This is a genomic window from Rhizobium sp. 18055 (assembly GCF_902706285.1).
Classification (GTDB): Bacteria; Pseudomonadota; Alphaproteobacteria; order Rhizobiales; family Rhizobiaceae; genus Rhizobium.
Genome location: NZ_CACSKD010000009.1, coordinates 12,883 through 28,820 on the forward strand (window position 1 = coordinate 12,883; position 15,938 = coordinate 28,820).

12 protein-coding genes are annotated in these 15,938 nt (G+C 62.3%); 9 read left to right on the forward strand and 3 right to left on the reverse strand.

What is annotated here, in order from left to right:
* The first annotated feature begins 15 nt into the window (after positions 1 to 15).
* A complete protein-coding gene (locus tag GVL52_RS16390) occupies positions 16 to 3,168 on the forward strand; it encodes an efflux RND transporter permease subunit (RefSeq protein ID WP_160008983.1) in 3,153 nt (1,050 codons plus the stop codon).
* A gap of 258 nt (positions 3,169 to 3,426) precedes the next feature.
* Here GVL52_RS16390 and GVL52_RS16395 read toward each other — a convergent pair whose 3' ends face one another.
* The 3 genes from GVL52_RS16395 to GVL52_RS16405 form a co-directional block, all read right to left on the reverse strand.
* The gene (locus GVL52_RS16395) at positions 3,427 to 4,353 is read right to left on the reverse strand and encodes an ROK family protein (protein WP_160008985.1); all 927 of its coding nucleotides are present in this window, start codon (positions 4,351 to 4,353) and stop codon (positions 3,427 to 3,429) included.
* A gap of 73 nt (positions 4,354 to 4,426) precedes the next feature.
* Positions 4,427 to 5,761: an ATP-binding protein gene (locus tag GVL52_RS16400; protein WP_160008987.1), complete on the reverse strand. Its 1,335-nt coding sequence runs from the start codon at positions 5,759 to 5,761 to the stop codon at positions 4,427 to 4,429.
* Positions 5,758 to 6,417, reverse strand: a complete 660-nt coding sequence (locus tag GVL52_RS16405; protein WP_160008989.1) for a response regulator transcription factor — start codon at positions 6,415 to 6,417, stop codon at positions 5,758 to 5,760. Before GVL52_RS16405 ends, GVL52_RS16400 begins: the two co-directional genes overlap by 4 nt.
* A gap of 248 nt (positions 6,418 to 6,665) precedes the next feature.
* Between GVL52_RS16405 and GVL52_RS16410 the strand changes: the two genes are divergently transcribed.
* The 8 genes from GVL52_RS16410 (at position 6,666) to GVL52_RS16445 (ending at position 15,897) form a co-directional block, all read left to right on the forward strand.
* The gene (locus GVL52_RS16410; RefSeq protein ID WP_160008991.1) at positions 6,666 to 7,619 is read left to right on the forward strand and encodes a sugar-binding transcriptional regulator; all 954 of its coding nucleotides are present in this window, start codon (positions 6,666 to 6,668) and stop codon (positions 7,617 to 7,619) included.
* A gap of 147 nt (positions 7,620 to 7,766) precedes the next feature.
* Positions 7,767 to 9,080, forward strand: coding sequence for a sugar ABC transporter substrate-binding protein (locus tag GVL52_RS16415; protein WP_160008993.1), 1,314 nt, complete (start codon positions 7,767 to 7,769; stop codon positions 9,078 to 9,080).
* Positions 9,081 to 9,208: 128 nt separating this feature from the next.
* Positions 9,209 to 10,081, forward strand: a complete 873-nt coding sequence (locus GVL52_RS16420) for a carbohydrate ABC transporter permease (RefSeq protein ID WP_160008995.1) — start codon at positions 9,209 to 9,211, stop codon at positions 10,079 to 10,081.
* Position 10,082: 1 nt separating this feature from the next.
* Positions 10,083 to 10,913, forward strand: a complete 831-nt coding sequence (locus GVL52_RS16425; RefSeq protein ID WP_160008997.1) for a carbohydrate ABC transporter permease — start codon at positions 10,083 to 10,085, stop codon at positions 10,911 to 10,913.
* Positions 10,914 to 10,931: 18 nt separating this feature from the next.
* A complete protein-coding gene (locus GVL52_RS16430; protein ID WP_160008999.1) occupies positions 10,932 to 11,930 on the forward strand; it encodes an ABC transporter ATP-binding protein in 999 nt (332 codons plus the stop codon).
* 123 nt (positions 11,931 to 12,053) lie between these two features.
* Positions 12,054 to 13,535: a mannitol dehydrogenase family protein gene (locus tag GVL52_RS16435; RefSeq protein WP_160009001.1), complete on the forward strand. Its 1,482-nt coding sequence runs from the start codon at positions 12,054 to 12,056 to the stop codon at positions 13,533 to 13,535.
* A gap of 89 nt (positions 13,536 to 13,624) precedes the next feature.
* Entirely contained in the window at positions 13,625 to 14,314 is a 690-nt protein-coding gene (locus tag GVL52_RS16440; protein WP_160009003.1) for an HAD family phosphatase, read from the forward strand.
* Positions 14,314 to 15,897: an FGGY-family carbohydrate kinase gene (locus tag GVL52_RS16445; protein ID WP_160009005.1), complete on the forward strand. Its 1,584-nt coding sequence runs from the start codon at positions 14,314 to 14,316 to the stop codon at positions 15,895 to 15,897. Before GVL52_RS16440 ends, GVL52_RS16445 begins: the two co-directional genes overlap by 1 nt.
* Positions 15,898 to 15,938: the final 41 nt, after the last annotated feature.

Below are 15,938 nucleotides of genomic sequence, written 5' to 3' on the forward strand. Positions count from 1 at the left end.
AGAGGGAACGGGACAATGGACAATTCCAACACCGAGAAGAAGCCCTTCAACCTGTCGCGCTGGGCGATCGGCCATCCGAGCATCGCGCGCTTCCTGTTCGGGCTGATCCTGATCACCGGCGTGCTCGGGCTGACGCGCATGGGCCAGAAGGAAGATCCTGATTTCACCTTCCGCGTCATGGTGGTGCAGGCCGTATGGCCGGGCTCCTCGATCCAGGAGATGCAGGACCAGGTGGTCAACAAGATCGAACGCAAGCTGCAGGAAACCCCACATATAGACTGGGTGAAGTCCTACACGCGCGCCGGCTCGGCCGTCATCACCCTGCAGATCAAGGGCGATACCAATGCAGCACAGGTCGCGGATGCCTTTTACCAGGTACGCAAGAAGGTCGGCGATATCTCGGGCGACCTGCCATCCGGTTTGCTCGGCCCCTATTTCAACGACGAATTCGGCGATACCTTCATCACGCTGCAATCGATCAGCGGCGATGGCTACAGCTATCCGGAACTCAAGAAATTCGCCATCCAGGCGCGCGACATGCTGCTGACGACACCCGGTGTCGAAAAGGCCGTGATCATCGGCGACCAGCCGGAGAAGATCTATATCGACGTGTCCTCGCAGGCGCTGGCCGAGCGCGGGTTGACCATTCTCGACCTGCAGAACGCCATCAAGGGCCAGAACAATGTCGATGCGTCTGGTTCCGTGGACACCGGCACGCGCTCGGTGCGGATTGCCGTCGAAGGCGACGTGACCAAGGCTGCCGATATCCGCGAGCTCAGGCTGAAAGCCGGCAATCAGGTGACCCGTCTCGGCGATATCGCCACCGTCTATTCCGGTCTCGAAGACCCTTACCAGCGCAAGTACCGCTTCAACGGCCACGAGAGCGTCCAGGTCGGCGTCGTCATGGCCAAGGGCTTCAAGGTCACCGACGTCGGCAAGGATGTCGAGGCGACCTACAGGCGCTTCGAAGAGGCTCTGCCCTACGGTGTTTCCGTCGACCAGATCTCCAACCAGCCTGACGTCGTGACCGATGCCGTCAGCGAGTTCATGCATGCACTCGGCGAAGCGCTTGTCATCGTGCTGATCGTCTCGTTCCTGTCGATCGGCTGGCGTTCGGGCCTGGTGATCGCCATCGCCATTCCGCTGGTGCTGGCTGCGACCTTTGCGATCATGTACGAGCTCGGCATCGACCTGCAGCGCATTTCGCTCGGCGCGCTGATCATTGCGCTCGGGCTGCTCGTCGATGACGCGATGATCGTCGTCGAACTGATGGAGCGGAAGCTCGAAGAGGGGCTGGTGAAGATCGAGGCGGCAAGTTTCGCCTATTCCTCCACCGCCTTCCCGATGCTGACGGGTACGCTGATCACGACCGCCGGCTTCATTCCGGTCGGCTTTGCCGCCTCCACTGCCGGGGAATACGTCCGCACACTGTTCTACGTCGTCGGCATCGCGCTCGTCGTCTCGTGGTTCGTGGCTGTCTATTTCACGCCCTGGCTCGGCTACATGATCCTGAAGCAGCGCCATCATGCCGGCGGCGATCATCACGATGCCTTCGACACCAGCTTCTACCGCCGTCTTCGGGCGACGGTCGGCTGGGCCGTGCGGCACCGGATCATCGTGGTGGCCATGACGCTCGTGAGCTTTGCGACCAGCCTCTGGGCGTTCCAGTTCATCCCGCAGAACTTCTTCCCGCAGTCGTCGCGCCCTGAAATCCTCGTCGATCTGTGGCTGCCCGAGGGCACCAGCATCAAGGAAGTCGAGACCCAGGCGAAGGCGCTCGAAGCCAAGATCATGGACGACAAGGACAAGCAGTTCGTCGCCACCTATATCGGCGAGGGCGCACCGCGCTTCTTCCTGCCGCTCGACCAGCAGCTGCCCAATCCGAACTTCGCGCAGCTTCTCGTCATGGCCAATGACGAACCGGCCCGCGAACGGATGATCATCAAGCTGCGCGCCATTCTCGCCGAAGACTTCCCCGACATCCGCGGCAAGGTCGATCGCCTGTTCCTCGGCCCGCCGACCGGCTGGCCGGTGCAGATGCGCATCATGGGGCCTGATCGCCAGGAAGTCCGCAAGATCGCCGACGAGGTGAAGGCGAAGTTCCAGGCCAATCCGCTGCTCGGCGCCATCCACGACGATTGGCTGGAGCAGGTGCCTGAAATGAAGCTGGTGATCGACCAGGACCGTGCGCGTGCGCTCGGCGTCACCTCGCAGCGCGTCCGCCAGATGCTGCAGACCGCCATGTCCGGCGCGCCGCTCGACGATTTCCGCGATGGCGAGGAGACGGTGTCGATCGTCGCCCGCGAACCGGAGGCCAATCGTTCGCTGCTGTCTGCAGTCAATTCGGTCTACGTGCCGACCGATTTCGGCGGCTTCGTGCCGGTCTCGCAGATCGCCAAGGTCGTGCCGGTGCTCGAGCAGGGCATCGAATGGCGGCGCAACCGCCTGCCAACAATCAGCGTGCGGGCAACCCTGCCTGACGGTGTGCAGTCGAATGACGTGGTGATGAAGATGTATGCCGATCTGCAGCCGCTGCGCGACAGCCTGCCGGCCGGCTACAAGGTGGAGATCCAGGGCGGTGCCGAGGATTCGGCCGAAAGCCAGGCCTCGATCGCTGCCAAGGCGCCGGTCATGCTTGTGATAATCGTGCTGCTTCTGATGGCGCAGCTGCAGCACTTCGGCAAGGCGATGCTGGTGCTGGCCACCGGCCCGCTCGGCATCATCGGGGCGTCGGCAGCACTGTTGATCTCCGGCGCGCCCTTCGGCTTCGTCGCCATCCTCGGGGTCATCGCCCTGCTCGGCATCATCATCCGCAACTCGATCATCCTGATCGACCAGATCGACCAGGACATCAAGGCGGGGATGCACCGGCAGGAAGCGATCGTCGGTGCCGCCGTGCGGCGTTTCCGGCCGATCATGCTGACCGCGCTGACGGCGGTTCTGGCGCTGATCCCGATCTCGCGCGGTGTGTTCTGGGGTCCGCTCGCCTATGCAATGATGGGCGGTATCCTGGTGGCGACGGTGCTGACCATCCTGGTGCTGCCGGCTGCCTACGCGCTGTTCTTCGGCAAGGAGCCGAAGGCGAAGGAGGGCGACAAGGATGCCGCTTCCAACAGCAATGACGAGGTGAGGGATCACCGGGAGCCGCCTGTCATGGCGGCAGAGTAAAGCAAATGGCGCGGTGAAAACCGCGCCATTTTTGTGTGTGGGAACATGTGTGGGACCATGGGCTCGGGTTGCGTGTATGGCGCCCCGTCATCCGGTTGCCGCCACCTTCTCCCCGAGGGGAGAAGAGACCTGCGGGAGCGCTTCGCCCAATTTCAACGTTTGAAATGGAGGGGCATGGCCAACCCGGAAATCCCCCTCTCCCCTCGGGGAGAGGGTTAGGGGGCTGTTGGCTCAGGCGTATGTCAATGACGTCGCTGGCTAAACCGCGCTCGCCATCTCCGCTTCCGCCTTCAGTCCCAGCAGTGCCGCACCGATCAGGCCCGGTTCGACGCGGCATTCGCTGCGCACCACCAGCGGGCGGTCGAATTTGCGCAGGATGCGCTGGCGGACGGTCTTGTCGAGTTCCTGCAGGAGTTGCTCGACATTGGAGAGGCCGCCGGCGACGGGGACGATGGTGGCACCTGTGATGTTGATGGTCAGCGCCAGGGGAGAGGCGAGGAGGTCGATGTAGACGTCCATGGTGCGGGTTGCCTGTTCCTCGCCGTTCAGCCACTGATCGATGATCTCCTGGCTGGTGAAATCGAGGTCGTGCAGCGTCTTGTGCAGGCGTTCCATGCCGCGGGCGCCGCCGACGGAATCGACGCAGCCCTTCTGGCCGCAGCCGCAGGCGTAATGCGGGATTTCGACCGGCGGGTGACCCGCACGCAAAGCAACGATCGGGCCGTGGCCCCATTCGCCGGCAAAGCCACCTGCCTCGTTGATCAGCCGTCCGTTGGCGATGACGCCGCCGCCGACGCCGGTGCCGAGGATGACGCCAAGCACGATGCGGTGGCCGCGGCCGGCGCCGAGGCCGGCTTCGGCCATGGCGAAGCAATCGGCATCATTGGCGACCAGCACCGGTATCGCGAGTTCGGCCTCGATATCGGCGGCAAAGGTGCGGCCGTGGATGCAGGGAATGTTGGCGCAGGTCAGCCGTTGGCTATCGGGATCGACGACACCGGCGATCGAGATGGAAAGCAGCGACGGCCGGCCTCCGGCTTCTGCGATGAAGGTTCTCAGCGTATCGACGAAGGCACCGAAATCGTCGAGCGGCGTCGGGCGCCGGCCGAGCGGGGTGATGTCGGTTCCGGAAAGGGCGATGCCGCCCTTGATGGCCGAGCCGCCGATGTCGAAAGAGATGATCATTGCTGTTCTGCTTGTTCGAGACGCTCTGCGTCTGCTCGCATCGTTCTCGCCGATTTGCAAGCCAAAACCATGGTCAGGCCGGCAAGGTTAAGCGCGCTTCGAAGCCCGATGTCTCGCCTGAAGCCGGTGACAGAAGCTCGAGTGTGCCGCCCATCTGCGAGACGATGCGGTCGGTAATCGCCAGGCCGAGGCCGGAACCCGATGCGCTGGTCTTGCCGCGGCGAAAGCGCTTCTTCAAGCCCGCCATATCGGTCCCGACGACCAGCGGGCCGCCGTTGACGACGCGCACGATGCCGTGGGGCTCAAGGCTGATATTGACCGGCAGCTCCGGGTCGCCATGAACCAGGGCGTTTTCGATCAGGTTGCGGGTGATGATGCCAAAGGCATCCATGTCGGCATTGCGCACCAGCGTCGCGTCAGCGGCTGCGGTATAGCGCAGCCGGCCCAGCGAGCGGCTGTCGCGTTCGTAGTCGGTGACAATCATGTCGAGCACCGGCCGCAGGTCGGTGGCGGTGGCGCTGCCGCCGATGCCGGCTTCGGCGCGGGCCAGTTGCAGCAGCTTTTCGGCCAGCCGGCCGAGATTGACCAGCGAGGTCTCGATCTGCTGGGCGCGCGCGCGTGTCGGGCCGGGCGGCAATTCTTCGGCCAGGCGCTGCGTCTGCGCCAATGCGCCGGCGATCGGCGTGCGGAGTTCGTGGGCGCTGTTGGCGGTAAACTCGCGCTCGGCCTCGAGTGCCGATCGCAGCCGCCCGAGCAGCAGGTTGACCGAACGGGCGATCGGTTTCAGCTCCTTCGGCAGGCCGGTGCTCTCGACCGTGGCGAGGTTGCCGCCATCCTTGGTGCCGATATCCTGCCGCAGCGTATCGAGCGGCTTCAGCGCGCGGCCGACGATGAACCAGATGGCGAAGATGCTGGCCGGAATGAGCGCGATCAGCGGGATGAGCAGGGTGACGGCGCTTTCACGCACGGCCTCGCGGCGGTTCTTGAAGCGATCGGCAACCTGCAGGAAGAGCGTGCCGTCGGAGGTCTTTTCGGTGTAGATGCGGGCCGTTTCGGTGTCGTGGAAGCCGGTTTCGAGGGGGGCCGCGAAAGGCTCGGAGGCCGCATCGTTGGAGCGCAGCATCACCTTTCCGCTTGCATCGCGGACCTGGTAGGTCAAGTATTCGCGGTTGGCGGCCGTGTTCAGCATGGCGATGCCATGCGGATCATTGATCTGGCGCCGGTCCATGTCGTCGAGGATCAGGGCGAGCAGCCGCTCGGTGGTCTCCTGCTGGGCGCTGTCGAAGATCTCGTCGAACTCGTGCTGCATCACGCGGATGCTGAGGCCGATGGCGACGAGCCAGAAGACGACCATGACGGTGGTCAGGGCGGCGATCAACGGGCGGGTAATGCTGGGTTCGCGTTTCATGGTGATCCAAGTGTGTAGCCGATACCGCGGGCGGTGCGGATCCGTTCCTTGCCGATCTTCTTGCGCAGGCGGCTGACGTAAACCTCCACCGTGTTGCTCTCGATCTCGGACCCGAAGGCGTATAGCGCCTCTTCGATACGGTCCTTCGAGACGATGGCGCCAGGGCGTGCGGTCAGGAGATCGAGCACCGCCCATTCGCGGCTGGTGAGGATGACGGCGGCGCCCTCGACGGAGAGCCTGTGCTGCGGCCGGTCGATCTGGATGTCGCCGATGTGCAGGATCGGGTGCGGGTTGGCGTCGTAGCGGCGGGCAACCGCCATGATCCGGGCCTCCAGCTCGCCGAGATTGAACGGCTTGACGAGATAGTCGTCGGCGCCGGCGTTCAGCCCTTCGATGCGGTCGGAGATCTGGTCGCGGGCGGTCAGGATGATGACAGGCGTGCGAATGTCGCGGGCGCGGATGCGGCGGAGAAAATCGACGCCGCTGCCATCCGGAAGCTGGAGGTCGAGCAGGATCAGGCCGTATTCGACCGGGCCGGAGGCAGCGTCCGCGTCGGCCAGGTTCTTGACCCAATCGACGGCATGATGGGACGCGGCAACGTGATCGCGCACGGCCTCGCCAATCATCCTGTCGTCTTCAACCAGCAGAATCCGCACGATTTATCCTCTCGGCACAGTTAGCGTGCCGTTCGATCTCAGGTCAAGCAAGGCATTGCGGGCAAAGATGGCGGGGCGATGGCGAAGGTTTCAGAGACGCGGTCTACAAGCGCCGGCGCTAAAATAGATTGTGCAATTTCTCAATGCACTCGACATTTGCCCGAATTTTGTTTTGATCTGGCGCGAACATAGTTGCAACGAGATGCTTGCCGGCGAAATCCGGTCCAGTCCCGCGCGGTGGATATTCGATGGTGAAACGATCCGAAACCTCAGCCCGTCTCGACGATGCAGCCCGCGCCGGCTGGCTCTATTACGTCGCCGGGCGAACGCAGGATGAAATCGCAGCGTCGATGGGCATTTCTCGCCAGTCGGCGCAGCGGCTGGTGTCGCTTGCGGTTGCCGAGCGGCTGATCAAGGTGCGGCTCGACCACCCGATCGCCGCCTGTCTCGAACTCGCCGATGCGGTGCAGAAAAAATATGGCCTGCGGCAGGTGGATGTGGTGCCAAGCGATCCAGGGGCGGGCGCCGCGACCGTCGGCATTGCGGAAGCGGCCGCAGCCGAGATCGAACGCTGGCTGAAGAAGCCTGATCCGATCGTGCTGGCCGTCGGTACAGGGCGAACGCTGAAAGCCGCCGTCGATCAGCTGCCGGCGATCGAGTGCATCAACCATCGCATCGTATCGTTGACCGGCAACATCGCGCCGGACGGATCGGCTGCCTATTACAACGTAATCTTCAGCATGGCCGATGCGGTCAAGGCGCGGCATTTTCCGATGCCGCTGCCGGTGCTCGTCACTTCTGCCGAGGAGCGCGAGACGCTGCACGCGCAGCAGCTGGTGCGCGCGACGCTCGACATGAGCGCGCAGGCCGATGTCACCTTCGTCGGTATCGGCGAGCTCGGCATCGATGGGCCGCTCTGCCTCGACGGGTTCCTGGAGAAGGACGAGATGATGGAGCTGATGCGCAACGGCGCTGTTGGCGAGATCTGCGGCTGGGTGTTCGACAGTGAGGGCAAGCTGCTCGACAACCCGATCAACGAGCGCGTTGCATCCGCGCCGATCCCGTCGCGCGATTCGTCGGTGGTGATCGGCATCGGCAAGGGAAAGCGCAAGATGAAGGCGATCAAGGCGGCGGTGACTGGTCATCAGATCAATGGTCTGATCACCGATGAAGAGGTTGCCGAGTATTTGCTCAAGGCGTGAGCAAAAATTTATTCCCATTGAAATCAATTGGCTAACCACTCGTTTCGCGGTTGCAGCAACGATTGATGATTGACATTTTCTGCGCGGCGGTGAGTAATTGCCCATGAGCAAAGCGAATGCTCGCTAACATCTTCTGGGAGGAAGATCATGACATTTAAAACTTTTCTGCTGGGCGCCTGCTCGGCGCTGGCGTTCGCCGGCATGGCTTCGGCCGAAACGCTGACGATCGCAACCGTTAACAACGGCGACATGGTCCGCATGCAGAAGCTGACGGACGACTTCAAGACCAAGAACCCCGGCATCGACCTCGAATGGGTCACGCTCGAAGAAAACGTGCTTCGCCAGAAGGTCACGACCGATATCGCGACCAAGGGCGGCCAGTACGACGTTCTGACGATCGGCAACTACGAAGTTCCGATCTGGGCAAAGCAGGGCTGGCTCCTGCCGCTCGACACACTGGGCGAAAAATACGACACCAAGGACCTGCTGCCTGCGATCGGCGCTGCGCTGACCGTCGACAACAAGCTCTACGCGGTGCCTTTCTACGGCGAAAGCGCGATGATCATGTATCGCACCGACCTGTTCGAAAAGGCCGGTCTGAAGATGCCTGAGAACCCGACCTGGGACTTCATTGCCGATGCGGCACGGAAGATCACCGACAAGGACAAGGAAATCTACGGCATGTGCCTTCGCGGCAAGGCCGGCTGGGGTGAGAACATGGCGTTCCTCACCGCGCTCGACAACTCGTTCGGCGGCCGCTGGTTCGATGAAAACTGGAAGCCCCAGTTCGATTCGCCCGAGTGGAAGGACGCTCTCAACTTCTACGTCAACCTGATGAAGGATGCCGGCCCTCCCGGTGCCTCCTCGAACGGCTTCAACGAAAACCTGGCGCTCTTCCAGACCGGCAAGTGCGGCATGTGGATCGACGCAACGGTTGCTGCCTCGTTCGTGTCCAACCCGAAGGACTCCACCGTTGCCGACAAGGTCGGTTACGCGCTGTTCCCGACCAAGGGCGACATGACCAACCATGGCAACTGGCTGTGGTCCTGGAACCTTGCCATTCCGGCGACGTCCACCAAGGCTGAAGCCGCACAGAAGTTCGTCGCCTGGGCGACCGACAAGGCTTACGGCGAACTGGTCGCCGGCAAGGAAGGCTGGGCCAACGTTCCTCCGGGCACGCGCACCTCGCTCTACGAAAATGCCGATTACCAGAAGGCCGCTCCGTTCGCCGCCAAGACGCTCGATGCGATGAAGGCAGCCGACACGCAGAAGCCAACCGTCAAGCCGGTCCCCTACACGGGTGGCCAGTTCGTGGCGATCCCTGAATTCCAGGGCATCGGTACGGCCGTCGGCCAGCAGTTCTCGGCAGCCCTTGCCGGCCAGCTGAGTGTCGATCAGGCGCTGCAGAGCGCGCAGCAACTGACGACCCGCGAAATGACGAAGGCTGGTTACATCAAGTAAACCTCCTGAGACATGCGGGGTGCCTGGCATTCCGCACCCCTAGGCCGCCGAATTGCCCGAACTGCATCGGCGGCCTTTTTTTCCCCAAAGGCCTTGCAGCCATCCGCTTTCAGAAAAGACGGTGAACCATGGCAACGTTACACACCCGCTCCGCTGCGCGCATGATGATGGCACCTTCCGTGCTGCTTCTCTTCGCCTGGATGATCGTCCCGCTTGTCATGACGATCTACTTCTCGTTCATCGACTACAATCTGCTGATGCCGAGCGACAACCGGTTCGTCGGCTTCCTCAATTATCGCTTCTTCCTGACAGATCCGGCCTTCTTCGACGCGTTGGTGAATACGCTCGTGCTGGTGCTCAGCGTTCTGGTTATCACCATCGTCGGCGGTATCGCGCTGGCGCTTCTGCTCGACCAGCCGATGTTCGGCCAGGGGATCGTGCGCATCCTTGTGATCGCGCCCTTCTTCATCATGCCGACGGTGGCAGCGCTGGTGTGGAAGAACATGTTCATGAACCCGGTCAACGGGTTGTTCGCCTACATCGCCAAGCTGTTCGGGCTGCAGCCGCTTGACTGGCTCGCCAATGCGCCGCTGTTTTCGATCATCCTGATCGTTGCCTGGCAGTGGCTGCCGTTTGCAACGCTGATCCTGCTCACCGCGCTTCAGTCGCTGTCGGAAGAGCAGCGGGAAGCGGCAGAAATGGACGGGGCGGGTTTCTTTTCGCAGTTCGTCTACATCACGCTGCCGCACATGGCGCGCGCCATCACCGTGGTTATCCTGATCGAGACGATCTTCCTGCTGTCGGTGTTTGCCGAAATCCTCGTAACCACCAATGGCGGTCCGGGAACCAGCAGCACCAATCTCACCTATCTCGTCTACAACAGGGCACTGCTGCAGTTCGACATCGGTGGCGCATCTGCCGGCGGTATCATCGCGGTCATCCTCGCCAACATCGTTGCTATCTTCCTCGTCCGCATCGTCGGCAAGAACCTGGAGGCTTGAGATGGCTAGAAAAATCACCACCCAGCGCAAGGTCGTGGTCACGGCCATCGCCTGGACCATCGGCATCATCATCTTCTTCCCGATCCTGTGGACGTTTCTGACGAGCTTCAAGTCGGAAGCCGATGCGATCGCCTCGCCGCCGCAGTTCCTGTTCTTCCACTGGACGACCGAGAACTATCTGGAGGTGCAGAGCCGTTCGAACTACTTCAGCCACTTCATGAACTCGGTGATCATCTCGTTCGGCTCGACGCTGCTCGGTCTGCTCATCGCCGTTCCGTCCGCCTGGGCGATGGCGTTTTCGCCGACCAAGCGGACCAAGGACATCCTGATGTGGATGCTGTCGACGAAGATGATGCCGGCCGTCGGCGCGCTGATCCCGATCTACCTGATGTTCCGCAATACCGGCCTGCTCGACAGCCGCCTCGGCCTCGTCTTCGTGCTGATGCTGATCAACCTGCCGATCATCATCTGGATGCTCTACACCTACTTCAAGGAAATCCCCGGCGAGATTCTCGAGGCAGCGCGCATGGATGGTGCTTCGCTGATGAAGGAGATCGTCTACGTGCTGACGCCAATGGCGGTGCCCGGCATCGCTTCGACGCTGCTTCTCAACATCATCCTGTCCTGGAACGAAGCCTTCTGGACGCTCAACCTGACGGCCTCGAAAGCGGCGCCGTTGACGGCGTTCATCGCGTCCTATTCCAGTCCGGAAGGACTTTTCTACGCCAAGCTTTCGGCAGCATCGACCATGGCAATTGCCCCGATCCTGATCCTCGGCTGGTTCAGCCAAAAACAACTCGTCCGTGGCCTGACCTTCGGCGCGGTGAAATAAGAATTAAGGGAGAGAAACATGGGCAGCATTACCCTTCAGAAAGTTTCGAAGGTCTTCGGCGAAGCCAAGGTCATCCCTTCGATCGACCTCGAAATCAAGAACGGCGAATTCGTCGTCTTCGTCGGCCCGTCGGGCTGTGGCAAGTCCACATTGCTCCGGCTGATCGCGGGCCTTGAGGACGTCACATCCGGTAAGGTGATCATCGACGGCAAGGATGCCACCGACAGCGCACCGTCCGAACGCCGGCTTGCCATGGTGTTCCAGTCCTACGCGCTCTATCCACATATGAGCGTGCGCAGCAACATCGCCTTTCCGCTGAAGATGGCGGGCATGCCGAAGGCCGAGATCGACAAGAAGGTGTCGGATGCGGCACGCGTGCTGAACCTCACCGATTATCTCGACCGCAAGCCGCGCATGCTGTCGGGCGGCCAGCGCCAGCGCGTTGCCATCGGCCGCGCCATCGTGCGCCAGCCGTCGGCCTTCCTGTTCGACGAACCCCTGTCGAACCTCGATGCCGCGCTGCGCGTCAACATGCGCCTCGAGATCAGCGAGTTGCACCAGCAGCTGAAGACGACGATGATCTACGTCACCCACGACCAGGTGGAAGCCATGACCATGGCCGACAAGATCGTCGTGCTCAATCGCGGCAATATCGAGCAGGTCGGCTCGCCGCTGGAGCTCTACAGCAAGCCGCGCAACCTGTTCGTCGCCGGCTTCATCGGCTCACCGAAGATGAACCTGATCACCGGCCAGAATGCGGCGGCGCAGAATGCCCACACCATCGGCGTTCGCCCCGAGCATATGCAGCTTTCGATGGAGAGCGGCGAATGGAAGGGCAGGGTCGTGGTGGCCGAGCATCTCGGCTCCGACACCTTCCTGCATGTCGATGTCGAGGGCATCGGCCAGATGACGGCGCGCGGCGACGGCAACTTCCCGGCCAAGGCCGGCGACACCGTTTACCTGACGCCGGACAAGACGCGCATTCACAAGTTCGGCCAGGACGGCCTCGCCATCTGAGGAGGCTTGCCGGGTTGGGGACAACGGTGCGTGCCGGACAAGGTGCCCGGCGCGCCGACAGTGGGGCCCGATGTGGCCCCCGGGGTCACGCGTGGCCCTGAAGACCTTCAAGAGGACTGAGACATGACGTGCAAATTATCGCTGGCAACGCTTTCCGACGCGGCAAAGACGGCCACTGTGCCTGCCTATGAGCGGGCGTCGCTGAAGGCGGGCATCGTGCACTTCGGCGTCGGCAACTTCCACCGCGCCCACCAGGCGATCTATCTCGACGACCTGTTCAACAAGGGACAGGACCATGACTGGGCAATCATCGGCGCCGGCATCCTGCCGTCCGATGCCGCGATGCGCGACAAGCTCGCCGCCCAGGATTTCCTGACGACCGTGGTCGAGCAGGACAACAATAAGACCTCGGCACGCGTGACCGCGCCGATGATAGACATTCTGCCTGTCGGTGATGCGAAGACGATCATTGCCAAGCTCGCCGACCCCGAGATCCGCATCGTCTCGATGACGATCACCGAGGGCGGCTATTTCATCGACGCGTCGGGCAAGTTCAACCCGGCGCACCCGGCCATTGCCGCCGATGGAAAGAACCCGGCCGATCCGAAGACGGTGTTCGGCCTCGTCGTTGCCGGTCTGAAGGCACGCAAGGACAAGGGCATGGTGCCGTTCACGGTGATGTCGTGCGACAACATCCCGCATAACGGCATCGTCACCAAGAATGCGGTGGTCGGCACGGCGGCGCTCTCCGATCCTGCCTTCGCCGAATGGATCAAGGCCAATGTCGCGTTCCCGAACGCCATGGTCGACCGCATCACGCCGGCCACCGGCCAGCGCGAGATCGACCTGTTGAAGGATGTCTTCGATATCGAGGACAACTGGCCGGTCTATTGCGAAGAGTTCAAGCAGTGGGTGCTGGAAGACAAGTTCACCGCCGGTCGCCCGGCGCTTGAGAACGTCGGCGTCACCTTCGTGCCCGACGTGACGCCCTACGAGCACATGAAGATCCGCATCCTCAACGGCGGCCACGCGGCGATTGCCTATCCGGCAGCGCTGATGGACATCCATTTCGTGCATGACTCGATGGAAGATCCGCTGATCCGCGCCTTCCTCGCCAAGCTCGAGACCGACGAGATCATCCCGATCGTGCCGCCGGTGCCGAACACCTCGCTGACGGACTACTTCGCGCTGATCGAGCATCGTCTGCTCAACCCGAAGATCGCCGACACCATTCCGCGTCTGGCGCAGGATGGCTCCAACCGCCAGCCGAAGTTCATCCTGCCCTCGACGCTCGATAATCTGAGCCAGGGTCGCGATGTCGTCGGCCTGGCGCTGGTTTCGGCGCTGTGGTGCCGCTATTTCGCCGGCAAGACCGACAGCGGCAAGGACATCGTCTTCAACGATGCCAGCGCCGACCGACTGCACGCGGCGGCCCTGAAGGCCAAGGACGATCCGATGGCCTTCCTCGCCTTCGACGACATCTTCGGCGAAGTGGCGAAGTCGGAGCTGTTCCGCAAGCGGTTCGCGCATGCGCTGAAGACGCTGTGGGAAAAGGGCACGCGGGAAACGCTGCAGCTCTATCTCGACAACAAACTCGCGGCGTAACACAGTTGTTGCGCAGGACACTGGCGGCAGGCAGCCCTGCCGCCCTTCGCTTTCTCTATCTTCCCTACTGAACTCTGGTTGGATGTGTCATGGCTGATGCTGAAACACGGCTTGTGATCTTCGATTGCGACGGCGTTCTCGTCGATAGCGAGCCGATTTCGGTCAGCGTTCTCGTCAAGGCGATGAACGATCTCAATGTGCCGATCACCGAAGATGAGGTCTATGACCGCTTTCTCGGCCGCAGCCTTGCGACCGTCATCGACACGATGAAAAACGAGTACAATGTGCATCCGGGCGAGGCTTTTCTCGAGCAGATCCGTACCGATCTCTATGCACGCTTCCGCAGAGAGCTGAAGCCGATCGGCGGCATTGCGGCGACGATCGACAAGCTCGACGTGCCCTGCTGTGTGGCGTCGTCGAGCCAGGTGGAGCGCATCCGGCTTTCGCTCACCGTCACCGGCCTGATCGACCGCCTGCCAAATATCTATAGCGCCTCGATGGTCAAGAACGGCAAGCCGGCGCCGGATCTCTTCCTGCACGCTGCCCGCGAAATGCAGGTCGATCCCATCCATTGCGTGGTGATCGAGGATAGCCCTGCCGGCATCGAGGCGGCCAAGGCGGCGGGGATGACGGTGTTTGCCTTCACCGGCGGATCGCATGCCAATTTTGCCGGTTATCGCGATGAACTTGACCGCCTTGCCCCCGACGCTACGTTTGACGTCATGCCGGATTTGATACACCTTATCAAAAAACACCAGCAGGACGGGACTCACCTTTAATGCCTCAGCATGTGGTTGCTGTTGATATCGGCACGGGCAGTGCACGGGCCGGGGTGTTCGATGCGCGTGGCCAGCTACTGGGCAAGGCCGAACATCCGATCATCATGAACCGGCCGCGGGAAAACCACGCCGAACACGATTCCGAAGACATCTGGTCTGCCGTCTCGATTGCCGTGCGCAAGGCGATGGAGCAATCGGGTGCGCCACCGGAATCGGTTGGCGCGATCGGCTTTGACGGGACCTGTTCGCTCGTCGTGCGCGATATCGATGGCGGCCAGATCAGCGTATCGACGGGCGGCGAGCGACGCTTCGACACGATCGTCTGGCTCGATCACCGGGCCTTGAAGGAGGCGGATTTCTGCACGGCGACACAGCATGAGGTGCTGGAGCATTCCGGGCATTTCATGTCTCCCGAGATGGAAATGCCGAAGCTTATGTGGCTGAAGAAGAAGCTGCCCGGCACCTGGATGAACACCGGTTATCTGTTCGATCTCGCCGATTTCATGACCTGGAAAGCCACCGGTTCGCTGGCCCGTTCGCGCTGTACGCTGACGGCGAAGTGGAATTATCTCGCACACCAGACAGAGGGCTGGCGCAAGGATTTTCTCGAGCAGATCGGTCTCGACGACCTGCAGGCACGCGGGCGGCTGCCGGACGATACGGTTGCCGTCGGCAGCAGCGTCGGGACGCTGACGCAGGAGGCCGCCTCGGCGCTCGGCCTGACCACCGCCTGTCATGTGTCTTCAGGGATGATCGACGCCTATGCCGGCGCGCTCGGCACGCTTGGCGGCGATGCGCATGATCCGGAACGGCTGGAGCGCCAACTGGCATTGATTGCCGGAACGTCGAGCTGCATCGTGTCGTTTTCGCGCGAACGCAGACCCAGCCACGGCATGTGGGGCCCCTATTACGAGGCGGTTTTTCCGGGCACCTGGCTCGTCGAAGCCGGCCAGTCGGCGACGGGCGCGCTGCTCGATCATGTCGTCAGGATGCATGCGGCCGGCGGCGAGCCGACGGCGGCGCTGCACCAGAAGATCGTCTCGCGGATCTCGCAAATGCGCGCTGAGGAGGGCGACGAATTCGGCGCCCGGATTTTCGTGCTGCCCGATTTTCACGGCAACCGTTCACCGCTTGCCGACCCGCATGCGGTCGGCGCGATCAGTGGTCTGACGCTCGACACCTCGTTCGACGGGCTGTGCGCGCTCTATTGGCGAACCGCGGTGGCGATTGCGCTCGGTATTCGTCATATCCTCGAGCGGATGAAGGAATACGGCTATGCGCCCGACACGCTGCATGTCGCCGGCGGGCATGTGAAGAACCCGGTGCTGATGGAGCTTTATTCGGATGCCACAGGCTGCAAGGTGGTGGTGCCGAAGATGAACGAGGCGGTGCTGCTGGGAACGGCAATGGCGGCGTCGGTTGCCTGCGGCCTGCATGCCGACCTAGCGGCGGCGGGTTCGGCGATGTATCCGGGTGGCGAGGCAAGGCTGCCGGACGAGCGCAAGCGAGCGATCTACGACCGCGAATACCGGCGTCTGCTCGCGATGTATCGCCATCGCGCCGAGTTGGAAGCGATGGAATAGAACGTCTCAGGCGATCACTTTGGGTGGTGGGATCCCTGAAA

Excerpts from the sequence above, each read along its gene's own strand:
- GVL52_RS16390 (WP_160008983.1), top strand. The coding sequence starts at position 16 with ATGGACAATTCCAACACCGAGAAGAAGCCCTTCAACCTGTCGCGCTGG.
- GVL52_RS16440 (WP_160009003.1), top strand. The coding sequence starts at position 13,625 with ATGGCTGATGCTGAAACACGGCTTGTGATCTTCGATTGCGACGGCGTT.
- GVL52_RS16420 (WP_160008995.1), top strand. The coding sequence starts at position 9,209 with ATGGCAACGTTACACACCCGCTCCGCTGCGCGCATGATGATGGCACCT.
- GVL52_RS16445 (WP_160009005.1), top strand. The coding sequence starts at position 14,314 with ATGCCTCAGCATGTGGTTGCTGTTGATATCGGCACGGGCAGTGCACGG.
- GVL52_RS16400 (WP_160008987.1), bottom strand. The coding sequence starts at position 5,761 with ATGAAACGCGAACCCAGCATTACCCGCCCGTTGATCGCCGCCCTGACC.
- GVL52_RS16395 (WP_160008985.1), bottom strand. The coding sequence starts at position 4,353 with ATGATCATCTCTTTCGACATCGGCGGCTCGGCCATCAAGGGCGGCATC.
- GVL52_RS16415 (WP_160008993.1), top strand. The coding sequence starts at position 7,767 with ATGACATTTAAAACTTTTCTGCTGGGCGCCTGCTCGGCGCTGGCGTTC.
- GVL52_RS16430 (WP_160008999.1), top strand. The coding sequence starts at position 10,932 with ATGGGCAGCATTACCCTTCAGAAAGTTTCGAAGGTCTTCGGCGAAGCC.
- GVL52_RS16410 (WP_160008991.1), top strand. The coding sequence starts at position 6,666 with ATGGTGAAACGATCCGAAACCTCAGCCCGTCTCGACGATGCAGCCCGC.
- GVL52_RS16425 (WP_160008997.1), top strand. The coding sequence starts at position 10,083 with ATGGCTAGAAAAATCACCACCCAGCGCAAGGTCGTGGTCACGGCCATC.
- GVL52_RS16435 (WP_160009001.1), top strand. The coding sequence starts at position 12,054 with ATGACGTGCAAATTATCGCTGGCAACGCTTTCCGACGCGGCAAAGACG.